This is a genomic window from Kosakonia radicincitans DSM 16656 (assembly GCF_000280495.2).
In the GTDB taxonomy this organism is placed as follows: Bacteria; Pseudomonadota; Gammaproteobacteria; order Enterobacterales; family Enterobacteriaceae; genus Kosakonia; species Kosakonia radicincitans.
The window spans coordinates 5,666,352-5,688,095 of the sequence record NZ_CP018016.1 but is presented as its reverse complement, the minus strand read 5'-3'; the positions used below and the strand labels follow the sequence as shown (position 1 = coordinate 5,688,095).

Genomic DNA, 21,744 nt, shown 5'->3' with positions numbered 1-21,744 from the left:
CATGCCGATTGTTGACCTGAGCGAGTTACCCGCCCCGGATGTGGTTGAGGAGCTCGATTACGAGAACATCCTCGCTGAGCGCAAGGCGACACTGGTTTCGCTGTTCCCTGCCGATGAGCAGGACGCCGTTGCCCGCACGCTGGCGCTGGAATCCGAACCGCTGACCAGGTTCCTTGAGGAGAACGCCTACAGGGAGGTTATCTGGCGCCAGCGGGTGAATGAGGCCGCCCGCGCGGTGACGCTGGCAAGCGCTGCCGGGGCTGACCTCGATGTTATTGCCGCGAATAACAACACCACACGGCTGACCATCACCCCGGCAGACGATACCGCCATCCCGCCGGTGGCGGCGGTGATGGAGTCCGATGCCGATTTACGCCTGCGCGCGCAACAGGCGTTTGAGGGGCTGAGCGTGGCCGGGCCGGTCGGTGCCTATGAATACCACGGACGCAGCGCCGACGGGCGTGTCGCGGATATTTCTGTCGAGAGCCCGACACCGGCCTGCGTGACCATCACCGTGCTTGCCCGCGAGGGTGACGGCACGGCGGGCGATGACCTGCTCGCTGTGGTGGAAAAGGCGCTCAACGCTGAGGACGTTCGCCCGGTGGGTGACCGTGTGACGGTGCAGGCGGCTGAAATTGTGCCGTATGAGGTGGCCGCCACCCTGTATTTTTACCCTGGCCCCGAAGCGGAGCCCATCCGCGCCGCAGCCGAAGAGAAACTCAAAGCCTATATCACCGCCCAGCACCGGCTTGGTCGTGATGTCCGTCAGTCTGCGATTTATGCCGCGCTCCATGTTGAAGGTGTCCAGCGCGTGGAGCTGAGCGCCCCGCAGGGCGACATCGTGCTCGGCAAACATCAGGCCTCTTTCTGCACCGGATACAGCATCGCCAGCGGGGGGAACGATGAATAGTGACCGGCTGTTACCCGTCGGTTCGTCGCCGCTGGAAGTCGCCGCCGCGCAGGCAGCGGCGGAGATTATCCGCGTCCCGGTTCCGCTGCGCACGTTATGGAACCCGCAGACCTGCCCGGCTGACCTGCTGCCCTATCTGGCGTGGGCGCTGTCTGTTGACCGGTGGGATGCTGACTGGCCGGAAGCCACAAAACGCCGGGTGATTGCCTCCGCGTTTTTCGTCCATCAGCACAAGGGCACCATCAGCGCATTACGCCGCGTGGTGGAGCCGCTCGGTTTTCTTATCGAGGTACGCGAGTGGTGGGAGCTCAACGAGGAGCCAGGCACGTTTCGCCTGGTGGTGGGGGTGCTGGATGGTGGTATCACCGATGAGATGTATCAGGAGCTGGAAAGGCTCATCAATGACGCTAAACCCGCCAGCCGCCATCTGACCGGCCTCGCCATCAGCCTGAGCACACCGGGCGAGTGTTATGTCGAGGCGGGAAGCTATGCCGGTGACGACCTGGTCGTTTATCCGTATCTGCCCGAAGACATTACCGGCGGCGGGGAATACTTCCCGGCCTCGGCCATTCATTTTATCGACAACATGAGAGTAATCGCATGACCGCGAAATTCTTTGCCATTCTGACCAGCCAGGGCGCGGCACTGCTGGCAAACGCCACCGCGCTGGGGACAAAGCTCAACATCACGCAAATGGCCGTGGGGGACGGCAACGGCACGCTGCCAACACCGGACGCGACGCAAACGAAGCTGGTTAACCAGAAACGTATTGCGCCGCTGAATATGCTGAGCGTTGACGCGAACAACGCCAGCCAGATTATCGCCGAGCAGGTTATACCCGAAAACGAGGGCGGTTTCTGGATACGTGAAATCGGGCTTTATGACGATAACGGCGTACTGATTGCCGTCGCCAACTGCCCGGAGACCTATAAGCCGCAGTTGCAGGAGGGGAGCGGGCGCACCCAGACCATCCGCATGGTGCTGATTGTGTCCTCAACCGCCGCCGTGACGCTGAAAATCGACCCGTCGGTCGTGCTGGCGACACGGCAATATGTTGATAATGCCGTCATTGAGGTGAAAGCGTATGCCGACAATCTGCTGAAACAGCATATCGCGGCCAGCAACCCGCACACGCAGTATGCACCGATCGCCAGCCCGGTTTTCACCGGCACACCGAAAGCGCCAACCGCCGCGCAGGCGTCTAACGATACACAACTGGCGACCACGGCATTTGTTAAAGCGGCCATCGCCGCATTAGTGGCATCTGCCCCGGCCGGACTGGATACGCTAAATGAGCTGGCCGCGGCGCTGGGTAACGATCCGAACTTTGTCACTACCATGACAAACGCCCTGTCAGGAAAGCAACCGCAGGATGCGATGCTGACAGCATTTTCAAACCTGAAAGCATTAAATATGCAGTTCCCGGTGTTCAATGGCCCGAAAAGCATGGAGGCCTGCGCGCTGACAAACTTATCTCTGCTCTTTCTGTCAAAAAGCACCCCGGCGCAGATGCTCGATTTGCTTACCGCAGCTCCTCTGGCAAGCCCGGCGCTGACCGGAACGCCAACCGCGCCGACAGCCGCTGCTGGTACAAATTCGGCCCAGATTGCCACTACTGCGTTTGTTGCTAATTTCATCAATACACTGAAAACGGCTGCATTTCGTGATGTTGGGGCGGGTGCTAACCAGATCCCCGATATGAGTTCTTTCACTTCCGGCAGTAACTGGTTCAGGCTTCCGGGCGGCTTCATTGTCCAGTTTTTTGTTGCCACTATGGCTGATGCTTCCGCAGCCTCAAAAGTGGTCAACTTTCCCTTTGCTTTTCCTAATGGCGCGATTTCCGTAGTGGCCACGCATAATGGCCCGGTTCCGTCTGCCGCAGGCATTTTTGGCATTAACAATCTCTCGAAAACTTCTTTCCAGTCCTATGTGTCGGTAACTCCTGCCGGGAGTATCGGCGCATTTGTTATCGCGGTGGGGTACTAACAATGAATCAGTATTACTGGAGCGCATCAACGAACGCTTTCTATGCCGTCGCCCTGCAGGAACAATATGAAGCGAGCGGCTCATTACCTTCCGATATCACCGACATTGATGACAGTGTTGCCAGTGTGTTTATGGGGATGCCGCCGCAGGGAAAAGAGCGCGGCGCGGGCGCGGAGAACATGCCCGCCTGGAACGATTTGCCATTGCCATCACAGGAGCAATTGGTCAGCCAGGCAGACATGAAAAAAGCGGAATTGCGCGCGGCGGCAGACTCGGAGATAACCTGGCTGCAGGATGCTGTTGATGCCGGAATCGCCACGGACGAAGAGACCGCTGCACTCGCTGAATGGAAAAAATACCGGGTTATGTTGATGCGTATTGATACCTCCTCAGCCCCCGATATTGAGTGGCCTGCGCTGTCTGAGGCGACGGCCAGCTAATACGCCGGAAGATACCGGTATAATTACTGACCACCCTCAACGGCTGGCTTGATTACATTGACGCGCCTGAAGCCGCTGACCTGAGTAGCGCCCGGATATCACCTGGCCGGAAATCTCCGGGTATGTTTAAGGCTTTCAGGCATCTGGTGATTGGTATTAGTTTAGACTTGATCCGGTATTGTCATAGCACAGAGATTAGCCTGTGCCAGACGGGCAGCTTTGTGCCAGATATAGTCATTCGAACCCTGAGGGTTACACTTTTAAGTGATTCAGGGTATGCGCTTACTGGTTACGAATATTGTGCCAGAATCATGTGATTTGATGATTGCCGCTTTGCTTTCGAGCCAGTAAGTGCTCCACGTTCGCTAACGAATACTCAGGGCATGCAGATAAACTGCTGGCTATATTTCTTTCGAAGAGCGTGGAATGCATACCAATCCCCGGTTAAAAGGAGTTGGTGATGACTGCTATAGATCAGTTTGCTGCTCATGTTGGTCTGGACTGGGCGGATAGAAAGCACGATGTCTGCGTTCAGTTTAAAAACGGTGAGCGCACATTCCATGTGATTAAACATACCCCGGAAGCGCTTGATACCTGGCTCAATGAGTTGCACCAGAAGGTCAAAGGCAGGATCGCTATCGCCCTTGAACTCAAGAAAGGCCCGGTAGTGTATGCTCTCCAGAAGTACCCCTTTGTTACTGTCTTTCCTGTACACGCGTTATCATTGGCCCGCTATCGGCAGACCTTCTGGCCAAGTGGTGCGAAGGATGATCCGCAGGATGCCGAGTTAGCGTTAGATCTGATGCTTCGCTATCCCCAAAAGATAAAAGCCATCGAACCCGACAATGCTGATATCCGTTTACTTCTACAACTAGTGGAGCAGCGTAGACTGCTGGTAGAAGACAAACGCCGCTTTGTTAATCGGCTCATTAACACGCTTAAGCAGTATTATCCTCAACCCCTTGAATGGTTCTCACATCGGGGTAGTTTGCTGTTGTGTGAACTGATTATACGGTGGCCCAGTCTGCAAAAACTGAAACGAGCCAGACGCGACACCGTTCGCCACTTTCTGAATGCCAAAGGTGGCCGCGCAACAGCCCTCACCGAGCAACGTGTTGCAAGTATTAATAACGCGATCCCATTGACTGCAGACCCGAGTGTTATAGAAGCTAATGCTTTGATGGCAACAGCACTGGCGACACAAATTAAAGTCGTGAGTGAAATCATCAAAACCTATGACGAACGCATTGAAACGCTATTTGACCCATTGCCAGATGCTGAACTGTTCAAATCACTTCCAGGCATGGGGCCGTGTATGGGACCGCGTATGCTTGCCGCACTCGGTGATAACCGCGACCGCTTTAACAGCGCCGAAGAAATTCAAAACTATGTTGGCATCGCGCCAGTAACCGAGCGAAGCGGTCAAAAATCCTGGGTTCACTGGAGATGGCAGTGTGCCAAGTTCGTCAGGCAAACCTTTATCGAATGGGCTGCCAAGACGGTTAACTCATCATACTGGGCCAAGTTGTATTATCAGGGGATGCGAGAAAAAGGAAAATCTCACCAGTCTGCAATCCGGGCTCTGGCATTCAAATGGATAAGGATTATTTACCGCTGCTGGAAGACCAGAACCCGTTATGACGAAGCGAAATATTTGCTGGCACTGGAAGCGCGAAAATCGCCCTTACTAATGCCGTAGAAAGCTTGTCGAATGTCTCAGGGCGTGAAGCGGACGTTAAATCCTCCCTTTCAGGCGTTATCTAACACAAGTCTTTATTATTGCACAGCCATCGCCAGGCGAATCCCAACTGCAGTAAAGGCCAGTGCCACGCCCCAACGAATGCCGGTCATCACCCTGGGATTTCCTAATACATAATGACTAACAGACGAAGCAAAAGCACCATACAGAGAAAATACCGCAAAAGTCATGGCAGCAAAAATAGCTGAAAGAATCAACATACTCTGTGTGGGATGTACATCACCGGAGGCGATAAACTGCGGAAGGAATGCCAGGAAAAATAGCGAAAGTTTGGGATTAAGAAGATTGGCAACTACCGCCCGTATTATCAAGGTGCCAGGAGATAACTCCTGCCTGAGACCATCAGCGGTTAAAAGTGTCTTGTCCCGTAGCGTTTGCCACGCCATAAACAGCAGGTAAGCAACACCGGTATACTTCACAATGGAAAACAGTAACGGACTGGCATGTAGCAGGGCGGCAAGGCCTGTAACTGCAGCCAGCATATGAGGCAAAACTCCGAGAGTGCATCCGGCAGCAGCAATTATTGCGCTACGTTTTCCCTGCCTGAGGCCGGCAGAAAGCGTGATGATGGCACCAGTACCGGGTGACATAACAATCAGCAGAGATGTCACCAGAAAATCGTTATAGAGCATCAAAATTTTACCCCTCATCGGCAGCTGAAATAACCGTTTCAGTATTCGATTAAGAGGTTTTCTCTGTCTTGAATAAAATTGCAGCGGCACTGACAGCTATATTTTTGAAATCTGTTGCGCATAGAGGCCCGGCGTATAGCCATAGCTGCGACCAAACAGACGGGTCATGTGGCTTTGATCCGCAAATCCACCCGCAATGGCTGCATCAGCAAGGTTCATTCCGCCCCTGATAAGCTTTCGAACCAGGGACAGGCGTCGCTGCAAAAGATAGGCATGCGGGGTCATTCCACTGTAATGTGCAAAAGCGCGTAAAAATGTAAACTGCCCGAGTCCGGCAATCGCCGCCAGCTCAGTAAGAGATGTGGCACTCCCCGGCGCGTCATCCATTTTTTCCTTCGCGTATAACACCCCTTCGATGGGCATTTTCACCTGAGTCCGGGGCATTTGGGCCAACGCTTTGGTCAGGACTAATAACGCTTCATCCGCAGCAAGCTTTTCTACATCGCCATTACCACTAGTAATGACTTGATATAACTGGTTAAAACTTTTTGCCATACCGGCATTCGTCGATACAGGCAGGGCAAATTCGCCGCTGGCATATTTACCATCGGAAATATCGATAAAGCATTGATTTATAATCTCAGTATCAAAATAAAGCATCCGCCAGGCTCGCGGGCCATCGAGCGGGGTACCGTCGTGAACTTCCCCCGGGTTAACAGTGATAACATCACCCGCGTTCGATTCGACATATCCGCGCCCACTCAGGGATTTTTGCCCGCCGCTGTCCATCAAACCAATGCCATACTGGTCGTGAGTATGCCGCCCGAATGAGATGTCGCTGTTGGCGTTTACCGCCTCGACACCCGCTACAGTTATGGGGAGGAGCTCAATGGAATGTTGACGCACGATGTCAGCATTTCTCCTGTCGCAGTTGGTCGTGTTGCCTGAGTTCATAATTGATAAACGCATCGATCATCGTCCGATAGACCTTTTCGATAATTACTGTGGGAAGTCCTGCTTCAGTCGCCTGTTTACTTACCTTGTCGATTACCTGCTGAACGCGGTCTGGAGCACGCACGGCTGAATGGCCACTTTTGAAAGCTGCTGCTTTAACACTCTGGCTGCGTTGCGCGATCATTTTAACCAGTTCACTGTCAATCTGATCGATACGGTTTCTGACATCCTCAATTAAAGAAAAATCCACCTTAAAACCATCTAACTAGTACATGAGTGAAAAAGATTGCACAAATTTTCGATTCAAAACAGTAAAGTCTGACTAAAAGAACGATATACCAAAGAATTCAACCAAGGGTATGCGGCTATTGGTAATGCGATAAAATAAAAAATAGAGCGAATGTCTGCTCCTCGCGCAAAGCTGCCTGTCGATGTCTGATGTACAGTCACAGCGTGACCGGCAGCGTCGTGCTAGGAGCGGAAATTACTAAGTCCGCACTGCATTAATTCTTTGGGCGCAGGTCAATCAACCTGTGGCATTTACCCGCCTTTTTTGTTTAGTGTTGTACTGCACCGCAACCATCCCTGATAAATAGCCCCGCGCCCGCACAGCCTGGAAAATAACACTCACCCCAACCCCACGGAGTTAAACGGATGAGTGATTATCATCATGGTGTGCAGGTCGTCGAAATTAACGACGGCACGCGCGTCATTTCCACGGTCTCAACGGCAATCGTCGGCATGGTCTGTACCGCCAGCGATGCCGACGCGGCCACTTTCCCTCTCAATGAGCCGGTGCTGATCACCAGCGTACAAAGCGCCATCGCCAAAGCCGGTAAAAAAGGCACGCTGGCCGCGTCACTCCAGGCCATCGCCGACCAGTCAAAACCGGTGACCGTCGTCGTGCGCGTGGCGGAGGGAACCGGCGACGATGAAGAAGAGGCGCTCGCGCAGACCATTTCCAGCATCATCGGCACCACGGACGAGAACGGCAAATACACCGGCCTGAAAGCACTGCTGACCGCCGAAGCTGTGACCGGCGTAAAACCCCGCATCCTCGGTGTGCCGGGATTCGACACCCTGGAAGTCGCCACCGCGCTTGCGCCCGTTTGCCAGAAGCTGCGCGCGTTCGGCTATGTCAGCGCGTGGGGCTGTAAAACCCTCTCTGATGCCATCAGATACCGCGACAACTTCAGCCAGCGTGAATTAATGGTTATCTGGCCGGATTTTCTCGCCTGGGACACCGTGAAAAATGCGACCGCCACGGCTTACGCCACCGCCCGCGCCCTCGGTCTGCGTGCATACATCGACCAGTCTGTCGGCTGGCATAAAACCCTGTCTAACGTCGGCGTCAACGGCGTGACCGGCATCAGCGCGTCAGTGTTCTGGGATTTGCAGGAGCCGGGCACCGATGCCGACCTGCTCAACGAGGCGGGCGTGACCACGCTGATTCGCAAAGATGGCTTCCGCTTCTGGGGCAACCGTACCTGCTCCGACGATCCGCTTTTCCTGTTTGAGAACTACACCCGCACGGCGCAGGTTATCGCCGACACAATGGCCGAGGCGCACATGTGGGCGGTCGACAAGCCGATCACCGCGACGCTGATCCGCGACATCGTGGACGGCATTAACGCGAAATTCCGCGAGCTGAAAAGTAACGGCTACATCGTCGATGCGACCTGCTGGTTTGACGAGGACGCCAACGACGCCGAGACCCTGAAAGCCGGGAAACTGTATATCGATTATGACTATACGCCGGTTCCCCCACTGGAAAATCTGACCCTGCGCCAGCGCATCACCGATAAATATCTGGCGACGCTGGTTTCCTCGGTTAACAGCAATTAAGGAGCCTGATAAATGGCAATGCCGCGAAAACTGAAATACATGAATGTGTTTCTGAATGGCTACAGCTATCAGGGTATCGCGAAGTCGATCACCCTGCCGAAGCTGACACGCAAGCTCGAAAACTATCGCGGGGCAGGTATGAACGGCGTCGCGCCGGTTGATCTCGGCCTCGATGATGATGCCCTGTCAATGGAATGGTCGCTCGGCGGTTTCCCGGATTCGGTTATCTGGGAGCTGTACGGCGCGACCGGCGTCGATGCCGTGCCGGTGCGTTTTGCCGGTTCCTACCAGCGTGACGACACCGGCGAAACGGTCGCCGTTGAAGTGGTGATGCGTGGCCGTCAGAAGGAAATCGACACCGGCGAGAACAAACCCGGCGAAGACACCGAAGCGAAAATTTCGGTCGTCTGTACCTATTTCAAACTGACGATGGACGGCAAAGAGCTGGTTGAAATCGACACCCTCAACATGGTGGAGAAGGTCAACGGCACCGACCGGCTGGAGCAGCACCGCCGCAATATCGGCCTGTAATTTTCACCCCGGCCAGTGCGCTGGCCGGTTAACCCGAAAACCTGATTAAAAAGAGAACACCATGAATAACGACAACGTGATCACCCTGGAAAATCCTGTTAAGCGCGGCGAGCAGATTATCGACGCCATCACCCTGATTAAACCGAACGCCGGGACGCTGCGCGGCGTCAGCCTTGCGGCGGTGGCAAACTCCGAAGTTGACGCCCTGATAAAAGTGCTGCCGCGCATGAGCGCCCCCTCGCTCACCGAGCAGGAAGTCGCCGCGCTTGAGCTGCCTGACCTCGTTGCCCTGGCGGGTAAGGTGATCGGTTTTTTGTCGCCGAATTCGGTGCAGTAAATTTCCCCGACACACTCTCTGTTGATGACCTGATGGCGGATATCGCGGTGATTTTCCACTGGCCGCCCTCAGAGCTCTTTCCCCTGAGCCTGACAGAACTCATTACATGGCGAGAAAAAGCCATCCAGCGAAGCGGAAACACGAATGAGTAGCGTGAAATTACAGGTATTACTCAAAGCTGTTGACCAGGCGACCCGCCCGTTAAAATCCATCGACAAGGCCAGTAAGGAGCTGGCCGGAGGGATGCGCACAACACAAACCGCATTGCGTGAGCTCAACGGGCAGGCGTCGAAGATTGACGGCTTTCGTAAAACCCGCGCACAACTTGCGGTCACTGAGCAGGCGCTGAAAAAAGCCAGAGATGAAGCCGCCGCGCTGGCGCTTCAGTTTAAAAACACTGAACAGCCGACCCGCGCGCAGGCGCAGGCAATGGAGACGGCACGCAAAAGCGCCGCCGCGCTCCAGCTTAAACACAACAGCCTGCGTGAATCCGTGCAGCGTCAGCGCCAGGAGCTCAGCCTTGCCGGGATAAACACCCGCACGCTGGCCGCTGACGAGCGAAAACTTAAAACCACCATCAGTGAAACCACCTCACAGCTCAACCGGCAGCGTGAGGCGCTGGCGCGCGTCAGTGCGCAACAGGAGAAACTCAGCCGGGTAAAACAGCGCTATCAGGCCGGGAAGGCGCTCGCCGGTAACGCCGCTGCGGTGGGCGCGGCAGGGGCGGGAATGGCAACCACGGCAACGCTTGCCGGGGCGGCACTGCTGAAACCGGGCTATGACTTTGCGCAAAAGAACTCGGAGCTTCAGGCGGTGCTCGGCGTGGGTAAAGACTCGGTGGAAATGACCGCGCTGCGCAGACAGGCGCGCCAGCTTGGCGACAACACGGCCGCCTCGGCGGATGATGCCGCCGGTGCGCAAATCATCATTGCGAAAGGGGGCGGTGATGCGGCAGCGATTCAGGCTGTCACGCCGGTGACCCTGAATATGGCGCTGGCTAACCGGCGCACGATGGAGGAAAACGCCGGTCTGTTGATGGGGATGAAATCCGCGTTTCAGCTTTCAAACGATAAGGTCGCACACATCGGTGATGTTCTCTCCATGACGATGAACAAAACCGCCGCTGACTTTGACGGCCTGAGTGATGCGCTGACCTATGCCGCGCCGGTGGCAAAAAATGCCGGGGTGAGTATCGAGCAGGCCGCCGCCATGGTGGGCGCGTTACATGATGCGAAAATCACCGGCTCGATGGCCGGTACGGGGAGCCGCGCGGTGATAACGCGCTTACAGGCACCGACCGGCGAGGCGTACCGGGCGATTAAAGAGCTTGGCATCACCACGGCAGATAAAAAAGGTAACACCCGGCCCATCTTCACCATCCTGAAAGAAATGCAGGCCAGTTTTGAGAAAAACAAACTCGGCACCGGCCAGCGCGCCGAATACCTGAAAACGATATTCGGTGAAGAAGCCAGTTCATCAGCGGCGGTGTTAATGGCCGCCGCCTCGGGCGGGAAACTGGATGCGCTGACCGCTGCGTTTAAAGCCTCGGACGGGAAAACGGAGGAACTGGTCAACGTCATGCAGGACAACCTCGGCGGCGACTTTAAAGAGTTCCAGTCGGCTTATGAGGCGGTCGGTACTGACCTGTTTGACCAGCAGGAATCCTCGCTCCGAAAACTGGTGCAGACCGCTACAGGTTACGTGCTCAGGCTTGATGGCTGGATACAGAAAAACAAAGGGCTGGCGCAGACGCTGGGCGTGATTGCGGCGGTGGCTGTCGGCGTGGTGGGGCTTGTCGGCGCTATCGGTCTGGTGGCATGGCCGGTCATCACCGGGATAAATGCCATCATAGCGATTGCCGGTGTGCTCGGGACGGTCTTCAGTGTGGTGGGCGGGGCAATTATGACGGTGCTCGGCGCGCTGACATGGCCGATTGTGGCGATCGGCGTGGCAATTGTCGCCGGTGCGCTGCTCATCCGTAAATACTGGGAGCCCATCAGCGCCTTTTTCAGCGGGGTTGTTGAAGGTCTGACTGCCGCATTTGCGCCGGTCGGGGAACTGTTTTCGCCGCTTAAGCCCGTTTTTGACTGGCTTGGCGAGAAATTAAAGGCGGTATGGGACTGGTTCAAAAAACTGATTGAGCCGGTTAAATCCACGCAGGACACGCTTAACGCCTGCAAAGATACCGGCGTCCTGTTTGGACAGGCACTGGCAGATGCACTGCTGATGCCGCTTACCGCGTTTAACAAACTGAAACAGGGAATAGACTGGGTGCTCGATAAACTCGGCCTCATCAATAAAGAATCCAGCGATCTTGACCAGAAAGCCGTAAAAGCTGGCGCGGCGGCGCAGAACGGCACCTATATCCCGGCAACCAGTACCTATGGCGGTTATCAGGGATATCAGCCCGCCGTTGCCCCCGGCGGTAAATCCTATGTCGATAACCGGCAAAGCCATTACAACATCACGATGCAGAACGGCGGCGCACCGGGCGGCGAACTCGGGCGGCAGTTGCAGGATGCCGTTGAAAAGGCCGACCGTGAGAAACGCGCCCGCGAACGTTCCAGCATGCGCCACGACGGATAAGGGAGACATTCAGAGATGATGCTTGCTTTAGGTTTCTTCGTCTTTATGCGCCAGACACTGCCGTTTCAGGGCATGCAGCGCGACGCGGAATATCGCTGGCCGTCAAACAGCCGCGTAGGTAAGCGCGATGCTTTCCAGTTTCTCGGCGTCGGGGAGGAAAAAATCACGCTCAATGGCACGCTTTACCCGGAAATTACCGGCGGGACGCTGACACTGACCGCGCTCAGGCAGATGGCCGAACAGGGTAAGGCATGGCCGCTGATTGCCGGAACCGGCCAGATTTACGGCATGTATGTCATCAACAGCATTAACGAAACCGGCGCGGAGTTTTTTTCCGACGGCTCACCCCGGAAGATTGATTTTACGCTGGCGTTAACGCGCGTGGATGAGTCGCTCGCAGCGGTATATGGCGACCTGAGTCAGCAGGCTGACATGCTGGCCGGGAAAGCAAAAGAGGCCGCCACCAGATTAATCACAACGCCGGGGTTATGATGTCAGAAATACTCTACAGCCAGGCGGGGAGCTCACTCACCCCCGCGTTTATGCTGAAACTGGACAGTAAGGATATCACCGGCAACATCAGCAACCGGCTGATAGACCTCACGATGACGGATAACCGGGGCTTTGAGGCTGACCAGCTCGATATTGAGCTCGATGACAGCGACGGCCTTGTGCAGTTGCCGGTGCGCGGTGCGGTGCTGACCCTGTTCCTCGGCTGGAAAGATTCCGCGCTGGTCGGCAAGGGCAGTTTTACCGTTGATGAGGTTGAGCACCGGGGCGCGCCTGATACCGTGACCATCCGCGCCCGCAGCGCTGATTTTCGCGGTACGCTGAATTCCCGGCGTGAAGAGTCCTGGCACGACAAAACCCTCGGCGATATCGTGGCGGCGATCGCCGCACGTAACAAGCTGACGGCGAGTGTCACCCCGGCGCTGGCCGGGATTCATATCCCGCATATCGACCAGACGCAGGAATCCGACGCTAAATTTCTTACTCGGCTGGCTGACCGGAACGGCGGCGAGGTGTCGGTCAAGGCGGGGAAACTGCTGTTTCTCAGAGCCGGGAATGCCACAACCGCCAGCGGCAAGCCCATCCCGCAGGTGACGATCACCCGCCGCGATGGCGACCGGCATCAGTTTGCGATTGCCGACCGGGGCGCTTATACCGGCGTTACGGCTCAGTGGCTTCATACCAAAGACCCGAAACCGAAAAAGGTGAAGGTGAAGCGCAAGCCCAGAGAACAGCATTTACGCGCGCTACAGCACCCGAAAGCCAAAGCGAAAAAGAAGGAAGTCAGAATACCGGAAGCCCGCGAGGGTGAATATCTGGCCGGTGAGGCGGATAACGTATTTTCGCTTACAACGGTGTATGCCACAAAAGCCCAGGCCATGCGGGCGGCGCAGGCGAAATGGGACAAGCTACAACGCGGTGTAGCTGAGTTCTCGATAAGTCTGGCCGTCGGGCGCGCCGATCTCTACCCGGAAACGCCGGTAAAAGTATCGGGGTTTAAGAGCGTCATAGATGAGCAGGCGTGGTTGATTAGTAGGGTGACTCATAGCCTCAATAATAATGGCTTCACGACGGGCGTAGAGCTCGAAATAAAGCTTGCTGAGGTTGAGTACGAATCAGAAAATGACGAGTGACATCATTAATTTAACTTTTTGTTATTTAAGGGTTTTTGTCGTAAAATTTCGACATCGCTTAAACCGTCGAGGTGCTCATTATGTTCCATTGCCCGTTATGCCAACATGCCGCCCATGCGCGTACCAGTCGTTACATGACCGATACCACCAAGGAACGTTATCACCAATGCCAAAACGTTAACTGTAGTGCGACGTTTGTAACGCTGGAGTCAGTGCAGCGGTATATTGTGAAGCCCGGCGAAGTGCAGCCAGTCAGACCACATCCGACGATTTCAGGGCAACAAAATTTGTGGATGTGAAAAACGCCCTGCGATTACAGGGCGTGTTTTGTGTCAATGTGGTCGCAGTGTGGACACTGCATGAAATAAATCCTTTTATTTCATGTTGATAGAGGTGGCTTTAAAACACCATCCCTGTCTTCCCCCACATGATGTGGGGGTTTTTTTTGCCCTTTGCTTATCTGCTAAGTCCTGAGGATAGCGCCCAGGAAAAGCTTTTTACGATGAGTGGCGGGAGCTTTTTTATCTAAAATTTCCTTTTTATCCTCATTAAACGCGTGAAAACTCATAACTCCATTTTTCTCCACATTTTTTTGATATATTATCAAGGTGATTTGTGGATGATGAGATACATAAAACTCTATTGGTGGATTTGGGTAAATGATCGAGAAATTGAGAAATATTAATTTAAAAAAATATAGCGTCAGCTTTATTAAGGGGTTGATAGTAGAGACGTTATGCGTTGCAGTTGTTATTTATTTTTTGAGAATGGTCCTGGATATCATCGGCGATAGCCCATATGGCATAAATCGACATGAGATAATTAGAATGTACTGGATGTCTGCACCAGTTATTTTTGTTTATCTTATCCTTCGATTGATTAATTTTAGGGTTCTTTTTTCTCTTTATGTAATAGCCTTGGTTTCGGCAATTATTTCGTTTATTAGCATGACGAAAATATCTCTTACTGATGAACCTCTATCCTTTAATGATATTGTTGCGGGATCCAATGTTTCCCTGGCCTCAAAATATCTTTCCGCTGACAACATAATGCTTTGTGTCGGCGCAATTCTTGCCGGGTTGCTCTTATTATTTTTGGACAAGAAATTCAGGATTCATAAATCCAATAAGCTGGCTGTTATTTTATTTTTGGCGTTAACCACACCTATGGCTTTTTCACCTTATTCCAATGCAATAGATACTCTGCCGGGTTGGGTAAAGGAAAATGCAAACAGACTCACCGAAAAATATGATATTAATTATTTCTCGTGGGATTGGCCTGGTAACGTAAAGCGCCACGGGTTACCCATGCATTTAATTCAGACAAGTCTTCGTCGTTCGGTTCCTGAATTAAAACAAGATGAAATAAAAGAGTACCTTTCCCTGCGTGCTACATATGCTAAAAGTGAGCCCAGGAATAAGACAGTAATATTTGTTTTGTGTGAATCTTGTTGGTATGACGATAATAATTTTAAGGAGCTTTATCAGCCCCTTATGGATAATGGATTTACGGCCATGCGGGCAACATCTCCTCATTATGGTGCAGGCACGGCTAACATAGAATTTGAAATGCTTACCGGGTTGCCAAGCACAACTCAGCATCTTTCTGGTATCATCTACCAGGAGTATGTTGATATTTTTAAGGATAACGCCGAGTCTTTTGCTAGCGCCTTAAAACGCAAGAATTACTATGCCTTTGCGGCTCATAATAATAATCGGTCATTTTGGCGAAGAGGTGATGTCTATCGTAAATTTGGTTTTGATCAATTTGTCGATATAACACAAATGGGTGATGTGCCAGTCGAAATTGCAAAAAATAAGAAGCCCTGGCAGTGGCAAACAGATGATATCGTACTTTATCGCTCGGCATTAAAAGCGCTACGTGAGAAGCAGGGGCAACCCATTTTTATGAATCTCATTACCATGGGTACTCACGGTCCGTTCCCATATCTCAATGATTCTGGTGAAACAGTTTATAAATATGAAGTGGCCGAATCTATCTCTCGTTTAACGGATTTTGCTCGACAGGTACAGGCGATAGATAAGGATGCAGTGATTGTTGTCTATGGTGATCATAAGCCAGCACTTAATAAATATTTTTATGAGCATAATGTGATCCCACATAATTTGTTCTCTACTACTGGTGACAAGGATGCGGATTTTACTTTTAAACTTCATATTACTCCATTAGAGTTTGGTGATGTCCCTGTTTTTGTGAAATCCAGCGATCAGAATGCCGTTGCAAAATTTGTGCAGGATGCTAATAAAAAACCCTATTTTTGCGTTGCTGCTCTTGCGGATAAATATTTTATAAATTCAGGGATGTTCTCCGTTAATTATACACAGCAACACGGTTGCCAGGACCCACTGTATAGCGACTATAGTGGTTACGTTAACTTGATAAACAGTGTACCTTCATGGGTTTATTCCGTTTCATTGTTTGAGAATGTAACAGAATAAAACGACCTGGGATTGATTGTCTGTAGTGGCCAGGCAATCAATCCCTGATAAGCAACACTATTCGTCCTGCAATGCACTTCACTATCAAACAATCTTACGCTTAATCGTACTATTCCCACCGATGCCATCCGTTATAATTCCCGCAGGACAAAGCAGGAGCGTTTATGAATCAATCCTATGGGCGGCTGATTACCCGGGCAGCAGTCGCGGCGACCGTCATGGCATCGTCACTACTGTTAATTAAAATTTTTGCATGGTGGTTCACCGGGTCGGTAAGTATTCTGGCGGCATTGGTGGATTCTCTGGTGGATATCGCGGCATCGCTGACCAACCTGTTAGTGGTGCGTTACTCGTTGCAGCCCGCTGATGAAGAACATACTTTCGGGCATGGTAAAGCGGAGTCGTTGGCCGCGCTGGCGCAAAGTATGTTTATTTCCGGTTCGGCGCTGTTTCTGTTTTTGACCGGTATTCAGCATCTGGCTAACCCCGAGCCGCTTCGTGCTGCCGGGATTGGTATTATCGTGACGCTAATCGCGTTATTCAGTACTGTGATATTAGTCACTTTTCAGCGTTGGGTGGTACGTAAAACCCACAGCCAGGCGGTGCGGGCGGATATGCTTCATTATCAGTCTGATGTTATGATGAACGGTGCAATTCTCATCGCGCTTGGTCTGTCCTGGTACGGCTGGCACCGGGCGGATGCGCTGTTTGCACTGGGGATTGGCAGCTATATTCTGTATAGCGCGTTACGCATGGGTTATGAAGCGGTTCAGGCGTTGCTGGACAGAGCGTTACCCGACGAAGAGCGCCGGGAGATTGTGGATATCGTCACTGCCTGGCCAGGCGTTAGCGGCGCGCACGATCTTCGCACGCGGCAGTCAGGGCCGACCCGCTTTATTCAAATACATTTAGAAATGGACGATAACCTGCCGTTGGTTCAGGCGCATCTCGTGGCTGAGCAGGTAGAGCAGGCCATTCTGCAACGTTTTCCGGGATCGGATGTAATTATTCACCAGGATCCCTGCTCTGTCGTACCTCAGGGACGTTAAGCACAACAGTGCATTCGTATTCCATTGTAAAAAAGTGAGCCAGACCCGTTTTTTGTGTATAAATTACCGCCATTTGGGCTGACCTGAATCAATTCAGCAAGCAGTGATTGATATACTATTTGCAGCATAGTTGTTCGCTCCCGTGGGGAGTCGCTTCGGGCCACAGAATTTATTTTGCATTCCTAGTTCAGAGGTAGTCATGATTAAAAAAATCGGTGTGTTGACAAGTGGCGGTGATGCGCCAGGCATGAATGCCGCGATCCGCGGGGTCGTCCGTGCCGCATTAACAGAAGGTCTGGAAGTTGCAGGTATCTATGATGGTTACCTCGGCCTGTACGAAGACCGCATGATCCAACTCGACCGCTACAGCGTATCGGATATGATCAACCGCGGCGGTACATTCCTCGGCTCTGCCCGCTTCCCGGAATTCCGCGAAGAGCATATCCGTGCCGTGGCTATTGAGAACATGAAAAAACGCGGCATCGATGCCCTGGTTGTTATCGGTGGTGACGGTTCTTATATGGGCGCCAAACGCCTGACTGAAATGGGTTTCCCGTGCATTGGTCTGCCGGGCACCATCGATAACGACGTTGCGGGAACGGACTACACCATCGGTTATTTCACCGCGCTGCAAACCGTCGTTGAAGCGATTGACCGCCTGCGTGATACCTCTTCTTCCCACCAGCGTATCTCCATCGTGGAAGTGATGGGCCGTTACTGCGGCGACCTGACTCTGGCTGCGGCAATTGCCGGCGGCTGTGAGTTTATCGTTCTGCCGGAAGTAGAATTCAACCGTGAAGATCTGGTTGCAGAAATCAAAGCCGGTATCGCCAAAGGTAAAAAACATGCGATTGTGGCGATCACTGAGCACATCTGCGACATTGACGAGCTGGCAAAATATATCGAAAGCGAAACACAGCGTGAAACGCGTGCGACCGTTCTCGGCCATATTCAGCGTGGCGGCTCTCCGGTGCCTTACGACCGTATCCTGGCATCCCGTATGGGTTCTTACGCTATTGAACTGCTGCTGCAGGGCTTTGGCGGTCGCTGCGTCGGTATCCAGAACGAAAAAATGGTTCACCACGACATTATCGACGCTATCGAGAACATGAAGCGCCCGTTCAAAGGCGACTGGCTGGACTGCGCGAAGAAACTCTTCTGATCGCATGAAAATGCCCTCGAATATGAGGGCATTTTTTTATGTCTGTTTATTCCGCATAGTTATAGCCAATCTTTTTTTATTCTTTAATCATTGATTATCTTTCTGGCACGCTGGTCTCATCAAAATACACAACCAAAGAGAGTGGGCGATGAATAAATGGGGCGTGGGAATTACTTTACTGCTGGCTTCCACCAGCGTTCTGGCTAAGGACATCCAGTTATTAAACGTGTCTTACGATCCAACGCGTGAGCTGTACGAACAGTACAACAAAGCGTTTAGCGCGCACTGGAAACAAGAGACCGGCGATAATGTTGTGATCCGTCAATCTCACGGCGGCTCTGGCAAACAGGCGACCTCGGTAATTAACGGCATTGATGCCGATGTTGTGACGCTGGCGCTGGCTTATGACGTTGACGCTATCGCTGAACGTGGTCGTATTGATAAAAACTGGATCAAACGCCTGCCGGACAACTCCGCGCCTTACACCTCAACCATCGTCTTCCTGGTACGCAAAGGCAACCCGAAACAGATTCATGACTGGAACGATCTGGTAAAACCGGGCATTTCCGTTATTACGCCGAACCCGAAAAGCTCCGGCGGCGCACGCTGGAACTATCTGGCAGCCTGGGGCTACGCTCTGCACCATAACAATGGCGATCAGGCAAAAGCGCAGGAGTTCGTGAAGGCGCTGTATAAAAACGTTGAAGTGCTGGATTCCGGCGCGCGCGGCGCAACCAGTACCTTTGTTGAACGCGGCATTGGTGATGTGCTGATTGCGTGGGAAAACGAAGCGCTGCTGGCAACCAACGAACTGGGCAAAGACAAGTTTGAAATCGTGACGCCGAGCGAATCGATCCTCGCTGAGCCAACGGTTTCTGTCGTTGATAAAGTTGCCGAGAAAAAAGGCACCGAGAAAGTGGCTGAAGCCTACCTGAAATATCTCTACTCGCCGGAAGGTCAGGAGATCGTCGCGAAGAACTTCTACCGTCCGCGCGATCCGCAAATTGCCGCGAAATACGCGAGTGAGTTCCCGAAACTGAAACTCTTCACCATTGATGATGAGTTTGGCGGCTGGACCAAAGCGCAAAAAGAGCACTTCTCTAACGGCGGTACGTTCGACCAAATCAGCAAACGCTAATCCTCCAGACATCGCCCTCTTTTGAGGGCGATGTTGTTTTTACACCTGCGTAAAATCCAGGATTTCCGACTTCACTGCTGTTTTGCGCTATCATTCCGGTTCTTTCAGCAAAGGAAGCGGAAATATGAAAACCGTACGTCGTCTTATCATTGCCCTGTTAGTGCTGGTTGTTCTGGCGGGCGCGGGAACTGCATACTGGTTTAAAGGTCGCGGCAATCCGGACGCGTTGCGGCAGATCGTTATCGGGCAATGCCTGCCAAATGCCCGCGAACATAATTCGCCCGCTCCCTGTACGCAGGTGAACCTGAAAAGTGGTTACGTGCTGATGAAAGATCGCAATGGGCCGCTGCAATTTCTGTTGATGCCGACTTATCGCATCAACGGCACGGAAAGCCCGCTGCTGCTGCAAGCGACAACGCCAAACTTTTTCTGGCAGGCGTGGCAATCCCGCGATGTGATGAGCAAACTGCGCGGCAGCGAAGTGCCGGATAATGCCATCTCTCTGACCATCAACTCCCGCATGGGGCGTACACAAAACCACTTTCACATTCACATCTCTTGTCTGCGCCCCGATGTACGTCGGCAGTTAAATGATAATGCCGCGCGTATTAGCAGCCAGTGGCTGGAATTCCCGGGCGGTTTGCTTGGCCATCAATATTTGGCCCGACGCGTGACGGAAGCAGAACTGGTGCAGCGTAGCCCGTTCCTGATGCTGGCGGAAGAAATCCCGGAAGCAAAAGCGCATATGGGGCGTTTTGCGCTGGCGATGGTGCAACAGGCGGACGGCTCATTTGTGCTGCTGGCAACCGAGCGTAATCTGCTGGCGCTTAATCGCGCTTCTGCGGAGGAAATTCAGGATCATCAATGCGATATCCTCAAATAACCCCACTATAATTCGCGTTTACTCAACCTGCCTGTCGCCGTAGACTTGCTGAAAAAATCTACAGGAGACAGGCATGTCGCTCTGGCTTACTCACCCTCTGTTCCTTCCCTCGTTAATTGTCGGCATCACCATTGTGCTGTGGGCGACCTCGCTGTTACCGGAGTTTATTACTGCACTGCTGTTCTTTACCGCAGCGATGGTGGCGAAAATCGCGCCGCCGGAGGTGGTCTTCGGTGGGTTTGCTTCTTCGGCATTCTGGCTGGTGTTCAGCGGCTTTGTGCTGGGCGTGGCGATCCGTAAAACCGGTCTGGCGGACAGAGCCGCCCGCGCGTTGTCATCGAGGCTGACAACATCATGGCTGCAAATGGTCGCCAGCGTCGTGCTGTTGAGCTATGCGCTGGCTTTTGTTATGCCGTCGAATATGGGACGCATTGCGCTGCTGATGCCGATCGTTGCAGCGATGGCGGCGCGATCGGGCATTCAGGAAGGTACACGTTCATGGTACGGGCTGGCGCTGGCCGTCGGTTTCGGCACGTTCCAGCTTTCGGCCACTATACTGCCCGCCAACGTTCCCAATCTGGTGATGAGCGGTGCGGCGGAAGGCTCTTATGGCATCCATCTCAACTATCTTCCCTATTTGCTGTTGCACACGCCGGTACTCGGCATTCTGAAAGGCGTTATTCTGATTAGCCTGATCTGCTGGCTGTTTCCGGGGCAGCCGCAGGCGCCGCGTGAAGAGGCCATTTCTGCGCCGATGAGCCGGGAGGAGAAACGGCTGGCGTGGCTGCTGGCGGTGGTGCTGACGATGTGGGTGACGGAGAGCTGGCACGGTATTGGTCCTGCGTGGACCGGGCTGGCGGCGGCCTGTGTCACCTTGCTGCCGCGCATCGGCTTTATCAATGGCGACGAATTTTCTACCGGGGTGAATATCCGCACCTGTATTTACGTTGCCGGGATTTTGGGTTTAGCGATCACGGTGACGCAAACCGGTATCGGCAGTGCGGTCGGGGAAGCGTTGCTGAGGGTGATGCCACTCGATCCAGCTAACCCGTTCACCAGTTTTCTTGCGCTGACGGGCATCACCACGGCACTCAATTTCATTATGACCGCCAACGGTGTTCCGGCGCTGTTTACCACGCTGGCGCAGAGTTTTTCTGACGCGACCGGATTCCCGCTGTTGTCGGTCATTATGATTCAGGTGCTGGGCTACTCCACGCCGCTGTTGCCGTATCAGGCGTCGCCGATTGTGGTAGCTATGGCGCTGGGGAAAGTGCCGGCACGCGCGGGAATGCTGTTCTGTCTGGCGCTGGCAGTGGTGACGTATCTGATATTGTTACCGCTGGATTACGCGTGGTTTAGCGTGCTGGGGAAACTGTAACGGTCTGACATTGCCGGATAGCGATGCGCTTATTTCTGCAGGAGAGGATAGG

At 53.3% G+C, this 21,744-nt stretch carries 22 protein-coding genes; 19 read left to right on the top strand and 3 right to left on the bottom strand.

Features of this window, described 5'->3' with window-relative positions:
- Position 1: 1 nt before the first annotated feature.
- The 5 genes from Y71_RS27315 (at position 2) to Y71_RS27290 (ending at position 5,035) form a co-directional block, all read left to right on the top strand.
- Entirely contained in the window at positions 2-910 is a 909-nt protein-coding gene (locus tag Y71_RS27315) for a baseplate assembly protein (protein WP_007369261.1), read from the top strand.
- On the top strand, positions 903-1,514 hold the full coding sequence (locus Y71_RS27310; protein ID WP_007369260.1) for a phage tail protein I: 612 nt from the start codon (positions 903-905) through the stop codon (positions 1,512-1,514). Before Y71_RS27315 ends, Y71_RS27310 begins: the two co-directional genes overlap by 8 nt.
- Positions 1,511-2,896: a phage tail protein gene (locus tag Y71_RS27305; protein ID WP_007369259.1), complete on the top strand. Its 1,386-nt coding sequence runs from the start codon at positions 1,511-1,513 to the stop codon at positions 2,894-2,896. Before Y71_RS27310 ends, Y71_RS27305 begins: the two co-directional genes overlap by 4 nt.
- 2 nt (positions 2,897-2,898) lie before the next feature.
- On the top strand, positions 2,899-3,336 hold the full coding sequence (locus Y71_RS27300) for a tail fiber assembly protein (RefSeq protein WP_007369258.1): 438 nt from the start codon (positions 2,899-2,901) through the stop codon (positions 3,334-3,336).
- Positions 3,337-3,796: 460 nt separating this feature from the next.
- On the top strand, positions 3,797-5,035 hold the full coding sequence (locus tag Y71_RS27290) for an IS110 family RNA-guided transposase (RefSeq protein ID WP_007369257.1): 1,239 nt from the start codon (positions 3,797-3,799) through the stop codon (positions 5,033-5,035).
- A 77-nt stretch (positions 5,036-5,112) separates the two neighbouring features.
- Here the strand turns inward: Y71_RS27290 and Y71_RS27285 are convergent, their stop codons facing one another.
- From Y71_RS27285 to Y71_RS27275, 3 genes are all read right to left on the bottom strand, one after another.
- Positions 5,113-5,727, bottom strand: coding sequence for a LysE family translocator (locus tag Y71_RS27285; protein ID WP_007369256.1), 615 nt, complete (start codon positions 5,725-5,727; stop codon positions 5,113-5,115).
- A gap of 96 nt (positions 5,728-5,823) precedes the next feature.
- Positions 5,824-6,633, bottom strand: coding sequence for an AraC family transcriptional regulator (locus Y71_RS27280; protein WP_035941943.1), 810 nt, complete (start codon positions 6,631-6,633; stop codon positions 5,824-5,826).
- A gap of 4 nt (positions 6,634-6,637) precedes the next feature.
- Positions 6,638-6,931, bottom strand: a complete 294-nt coding sequence (locus tag Y71_RS27275) for a chorismate mutase (RefSeq protein WP_007369254.1) — start codon at positions 6,929-6,931, stop codon at positions 6,638-6,640.
- 404 nt (positions 6,932-7,335) lie between these two features.
- Here Y71_RS27275 and Y71_RS27270 point away from each other — a divergent pair, with 404 nt between their 5' ends.
- From Y71_RS27270 to Y71_RS27205, 14 genes are all read left to right on the top strand, one after another.
- Positions 7,336-8,526, top strand: coding sequence for a phage tail sheath protein (locus Y71_RS27270; RefSeq protein WP_007369253.1), 1,191 nt, complete (start codon positions 7,336-7,338; stop codon positions 8,524-8,526).
- 12 nt (positions 8,527-8,538) lie between these two features.
- Positions 8,539-9,057: a phage major tail tube protein gene (locus tag Y71_RS27265; protein ID WP_007369252.1), complete on the top strand. Its 519-nt coding sequence runs from the start codon at positions 8,539-8,541 to the stop codon at positions 9,055-9,057.
- Between the two features lie 61 nt (positions 9,058-9,118).
- Complete coding sequence (locus Y71_RS27260) at positions 9,119-9,394, top strand: phage tail assembly protein (protein WP_007369251.1); 276 nt, start codon at positions 9,119-9,121, stop codon at positions 9,392-9,394.
- A gap of 32 nt (positions 9,395-9,426) precedes the next feature.
- The gene (locus Y71_RS27255; RefSeq protein ID WP_071531957.1) at positions 9,427-9,546 is read left to right on the top strand and encodes a GpE family phage tail protein; all 120 of its coding nucleotides are present in this window, start codon (positions 9,427-9,429) and stop codon (positions 9,544-9,546) included.
- Positions 9,539-11,980: a phage tail tape measure protein gene (locus Y71_RS27250; protein ID WP_081120898.1), complete on the top strand. Its 2,442-nt coding sequence runs from the start codon at positions 9,539-9,541 to the stop codon at positions 11,978-11,980. Before Y71_RS27255 ends, Y71_RS27250 begins: the two co-directional genes overlap by 8 nt.
- Before the next feature lie 15 nt (positions 11,981-11,995).
- Positions 11,996-12,472 (top strand): phage tail protein, encoded by a 477-nt coding sequence (locus Y71_RS27245; protein ID WP_007369246.1) that lies wholly within the window; start codon positions 11,996-11,998, stop codon positions 12,470-12,472.
- Entirely contained in the window at positions 12,472-13,623 is a 1,152-nt protein-coding gene (locus tag Y71_RS27240) for a phage late control D family protein (protein WP_007369245.1), read from the top strand. The genes Y71_RS27245 and Y71_RS27240 overlap by 1 nt, the downstream gene beginning before the upstream one ends.
- 80 nt (positions 13,624-13,703) lie before the next feature.
- On the top strand, positions 13,704-13,922 hold the full coding sequence (locus tag Y71_RS27235; protein ID WP_071531956.1) for a DNA-binding transcriptional regulator: 219 nt from the start codon (positions 13,704-13,706) through the stop codon (positions 13,920-13,922).
- A gap of 360 nt (positions 13,923-14,282) precedes the next feature.
- Complete coding sequence (locus tag Y71_RS27230) at positions 14,283-16,082, top strand: LTA synthase family protein (RefSeq protein ID WP_007369244.1); 1,800 nt, start codon at positions 14,283-14,285, stop codon at positions 16,080-16,082.
- 164 nt (positions 16,083-16,246) lie between these two features.
- Complete coding sequence (gene fieF / locus Y71_RS27225; RefSeq protein ID WP_007369243.1) at positions 16,247-17,131, top strand: CDF family cation-efflux transporter FieF; 885 nt, start codon at positions 16,247-16,249, stop codon at positions 17,129-17,131.
- Positions 17,132-17,330: 199 nt separating this feature from the next.
- The gene (gene pfkA / locus Y71_RS27220; RefSeq protein WP_007369242.1) at positions 17,331-18,293 is read left to right on the top strand and encodes a 6-phosphofructokinase; all 963 of its coding nucleotides are present in this window, start codon (positions 17,331-17,333) and stop codon (positions 18,291-18,293) included.
- A gap of 148 nt (positions 18,294-18,441) precedes the next feature.
- Entirely contained in the window at positions 18,442-19,431 is a 990-nt protein-coding gene (locus tag Y71_RS27215) for a sulfate ABC transporter substrate-binding protein (RefSeq protein ID WP_007369241.1), read from the top strand.
- A 124-nt stretch (positions 19,432-19,555) separates the two neighbouring features.
- On the top strand, positions 19,556-20,314 hold the full coding sequence (locus tag Y71_RS27210) for a CDP-diacylglycerol diphosphatase (RefSeq protein ID WP_007369240.1): 759 nt from the start codon (positions 19,556-19,558) through the stop codon (positions 20,312-20,314).
- A gap of 73 nt (positions 20,315-20,387) precedes the next feature.
- Complete coding sequence (locus Y71_RS27205) at positions 20,388-21,692, top strand: SLC13 family permease (protein ID WP_007369239.1); 1,305 nt, start codon at positions 20,388-20,390, stop codon at positions 21,690-21,692.
- Positions 21,693-21,744 lie beyond the last annotated feature (52 nt).

Bases quoted from the DNA above. Each gene is read 5' to 3' on its own strand.
- Y71_RS27215 (WP_007369241.1), top strand. From the start codon at position 18,442: ATGAATAAATGGGGCGTGGGAATTACTTTACTGCTGGCTTCCACCAGC.
- Y71_RS27250 (WP_081120898.1), top strand. From the start codon at position 9,539: ATGAGTAGCGTGAAATTACAGGTATTACTCAAAGCTGTTGACCAGGCG.
- Y71_RS27260 (WP_007369251.1), top strand. From the start codon at position 9,119: ATGAATAACGACAACGTGATCACCCTGGAAAATCCTGTTAAGCGCGGC.
- pfkA (WP_007369242.1), top strand. From the start codon at position 17,331: ATGATTAAAAAAATCGGTGTGTTGACAAGTGGCGGTGATGCGCCAGGC.
- Y71_RS27235 (WP_071531956.1), top strand. From the start codon at position 13,704: ATGTTCCATTGCCCGTTATGCCAACATGCCGCCCATGCGCGTACCAGT.
- Y71_RS27300 (WP_007369258.1), top strand. From the start codon at position 2,899: ATGAATCAGTATTACTGGAGCGCATCAACGAACGCTTTCTATGCCGTC.
- Y71_RS27230 (WP_007369244.1), top strand. From the start codon at position 14,283: ATGATCGAGAAATTGAGAAATATTAATTTAAAAAAATATAGCGTCAGC.
- Y71_RS27270 (WP_007369253.1), top strand. From the start codon at position 7,336: ATGAGTGATTATCATCATGGTGTGCAGGTCGTCGAAATTAACGACGGC.
- Y71_RS27265 (WP_007369252.1), top strand. From the start codon at position 8,539: ATGGCAATGCCGCGAAAACTGAAATACATGAATGTGTTTCTGAATGGC.
- Y71_RS27255 (WP_071531957.1), top strand. From the start codon at position 9,427: ATGGCGGATATCGCGGTGATTTTCCACTGGCCGCCCTCAGAGCTCTTT.
- Y71_RS27310 (WP_007369260.1), top strand. From the start codon at position 903: ATGAATAGTGACCGGCTGTTACCCGTCGGTTCGTCGCCGCTGGAAGTC.
- Y71_RS27210 (WP_007369240.1), top strand. From the start codon at position 19,556: ATGAAAACCGTACGTCGTCTTATCATTGCCCTGTTAGTGCTGGTTGTT.
- Y71_RS27290 (WP_007369257.1), top strand. From the start codon at position 3,797: ATGACTGCTATAGATCAGTTTGCTGCTCATGTTGGTCTGGACTGGGCG.
- Y71_RS27315 (WP_007369261.1), top strand. From the start codon at position 2: ATGCCGATTGTTGACCTGAGCGAGTTACCCGCCCCGGATGTGGTTGAG.
- Y71_RS27285 (WP_007369256.1), bottom strand. From the start codon at position 5,727: ATGCTCTATAACGATTTTCTGGTGACATCTCTGCTGATTGTTATGTCA.
- Y71_RS27245 (WP_007369246.1), top strand. From the start codon at position 11,996: ATGATGCTTGCTTTAGGTTTCTTCGTCTTTATGCGCCAGACACTGCCG.
- fieF (WP_007369243.1), top strand. From the start codon at position 16,247: ATGAATCAATCCTATGGGCGGCTGATTACCCGGGCAGCAGTCGCGGCG.
- Y71_RS27205 (WP_007369239.1), top strand. From the start codon at position 20,388: ATGTCGCTCTGGCTTACTCACCCTCTGTTCCTTCCCTCGTTAATTGTC.
- Y71_RS27240 (WP_007369245.1), top strand. From the start codon at position 12,472: ATGTCAGAAATACTCTACAGCCAGGCGGGGAGCTCACTCACCCCCGCG.
- Y71_RS27305 (WP_007369259.1), top strand. From the start codon at position 1,511: ATGACCGCGAAATTCTTTGCCATTCTGACCAGCCAGGGCGCGGCACTG.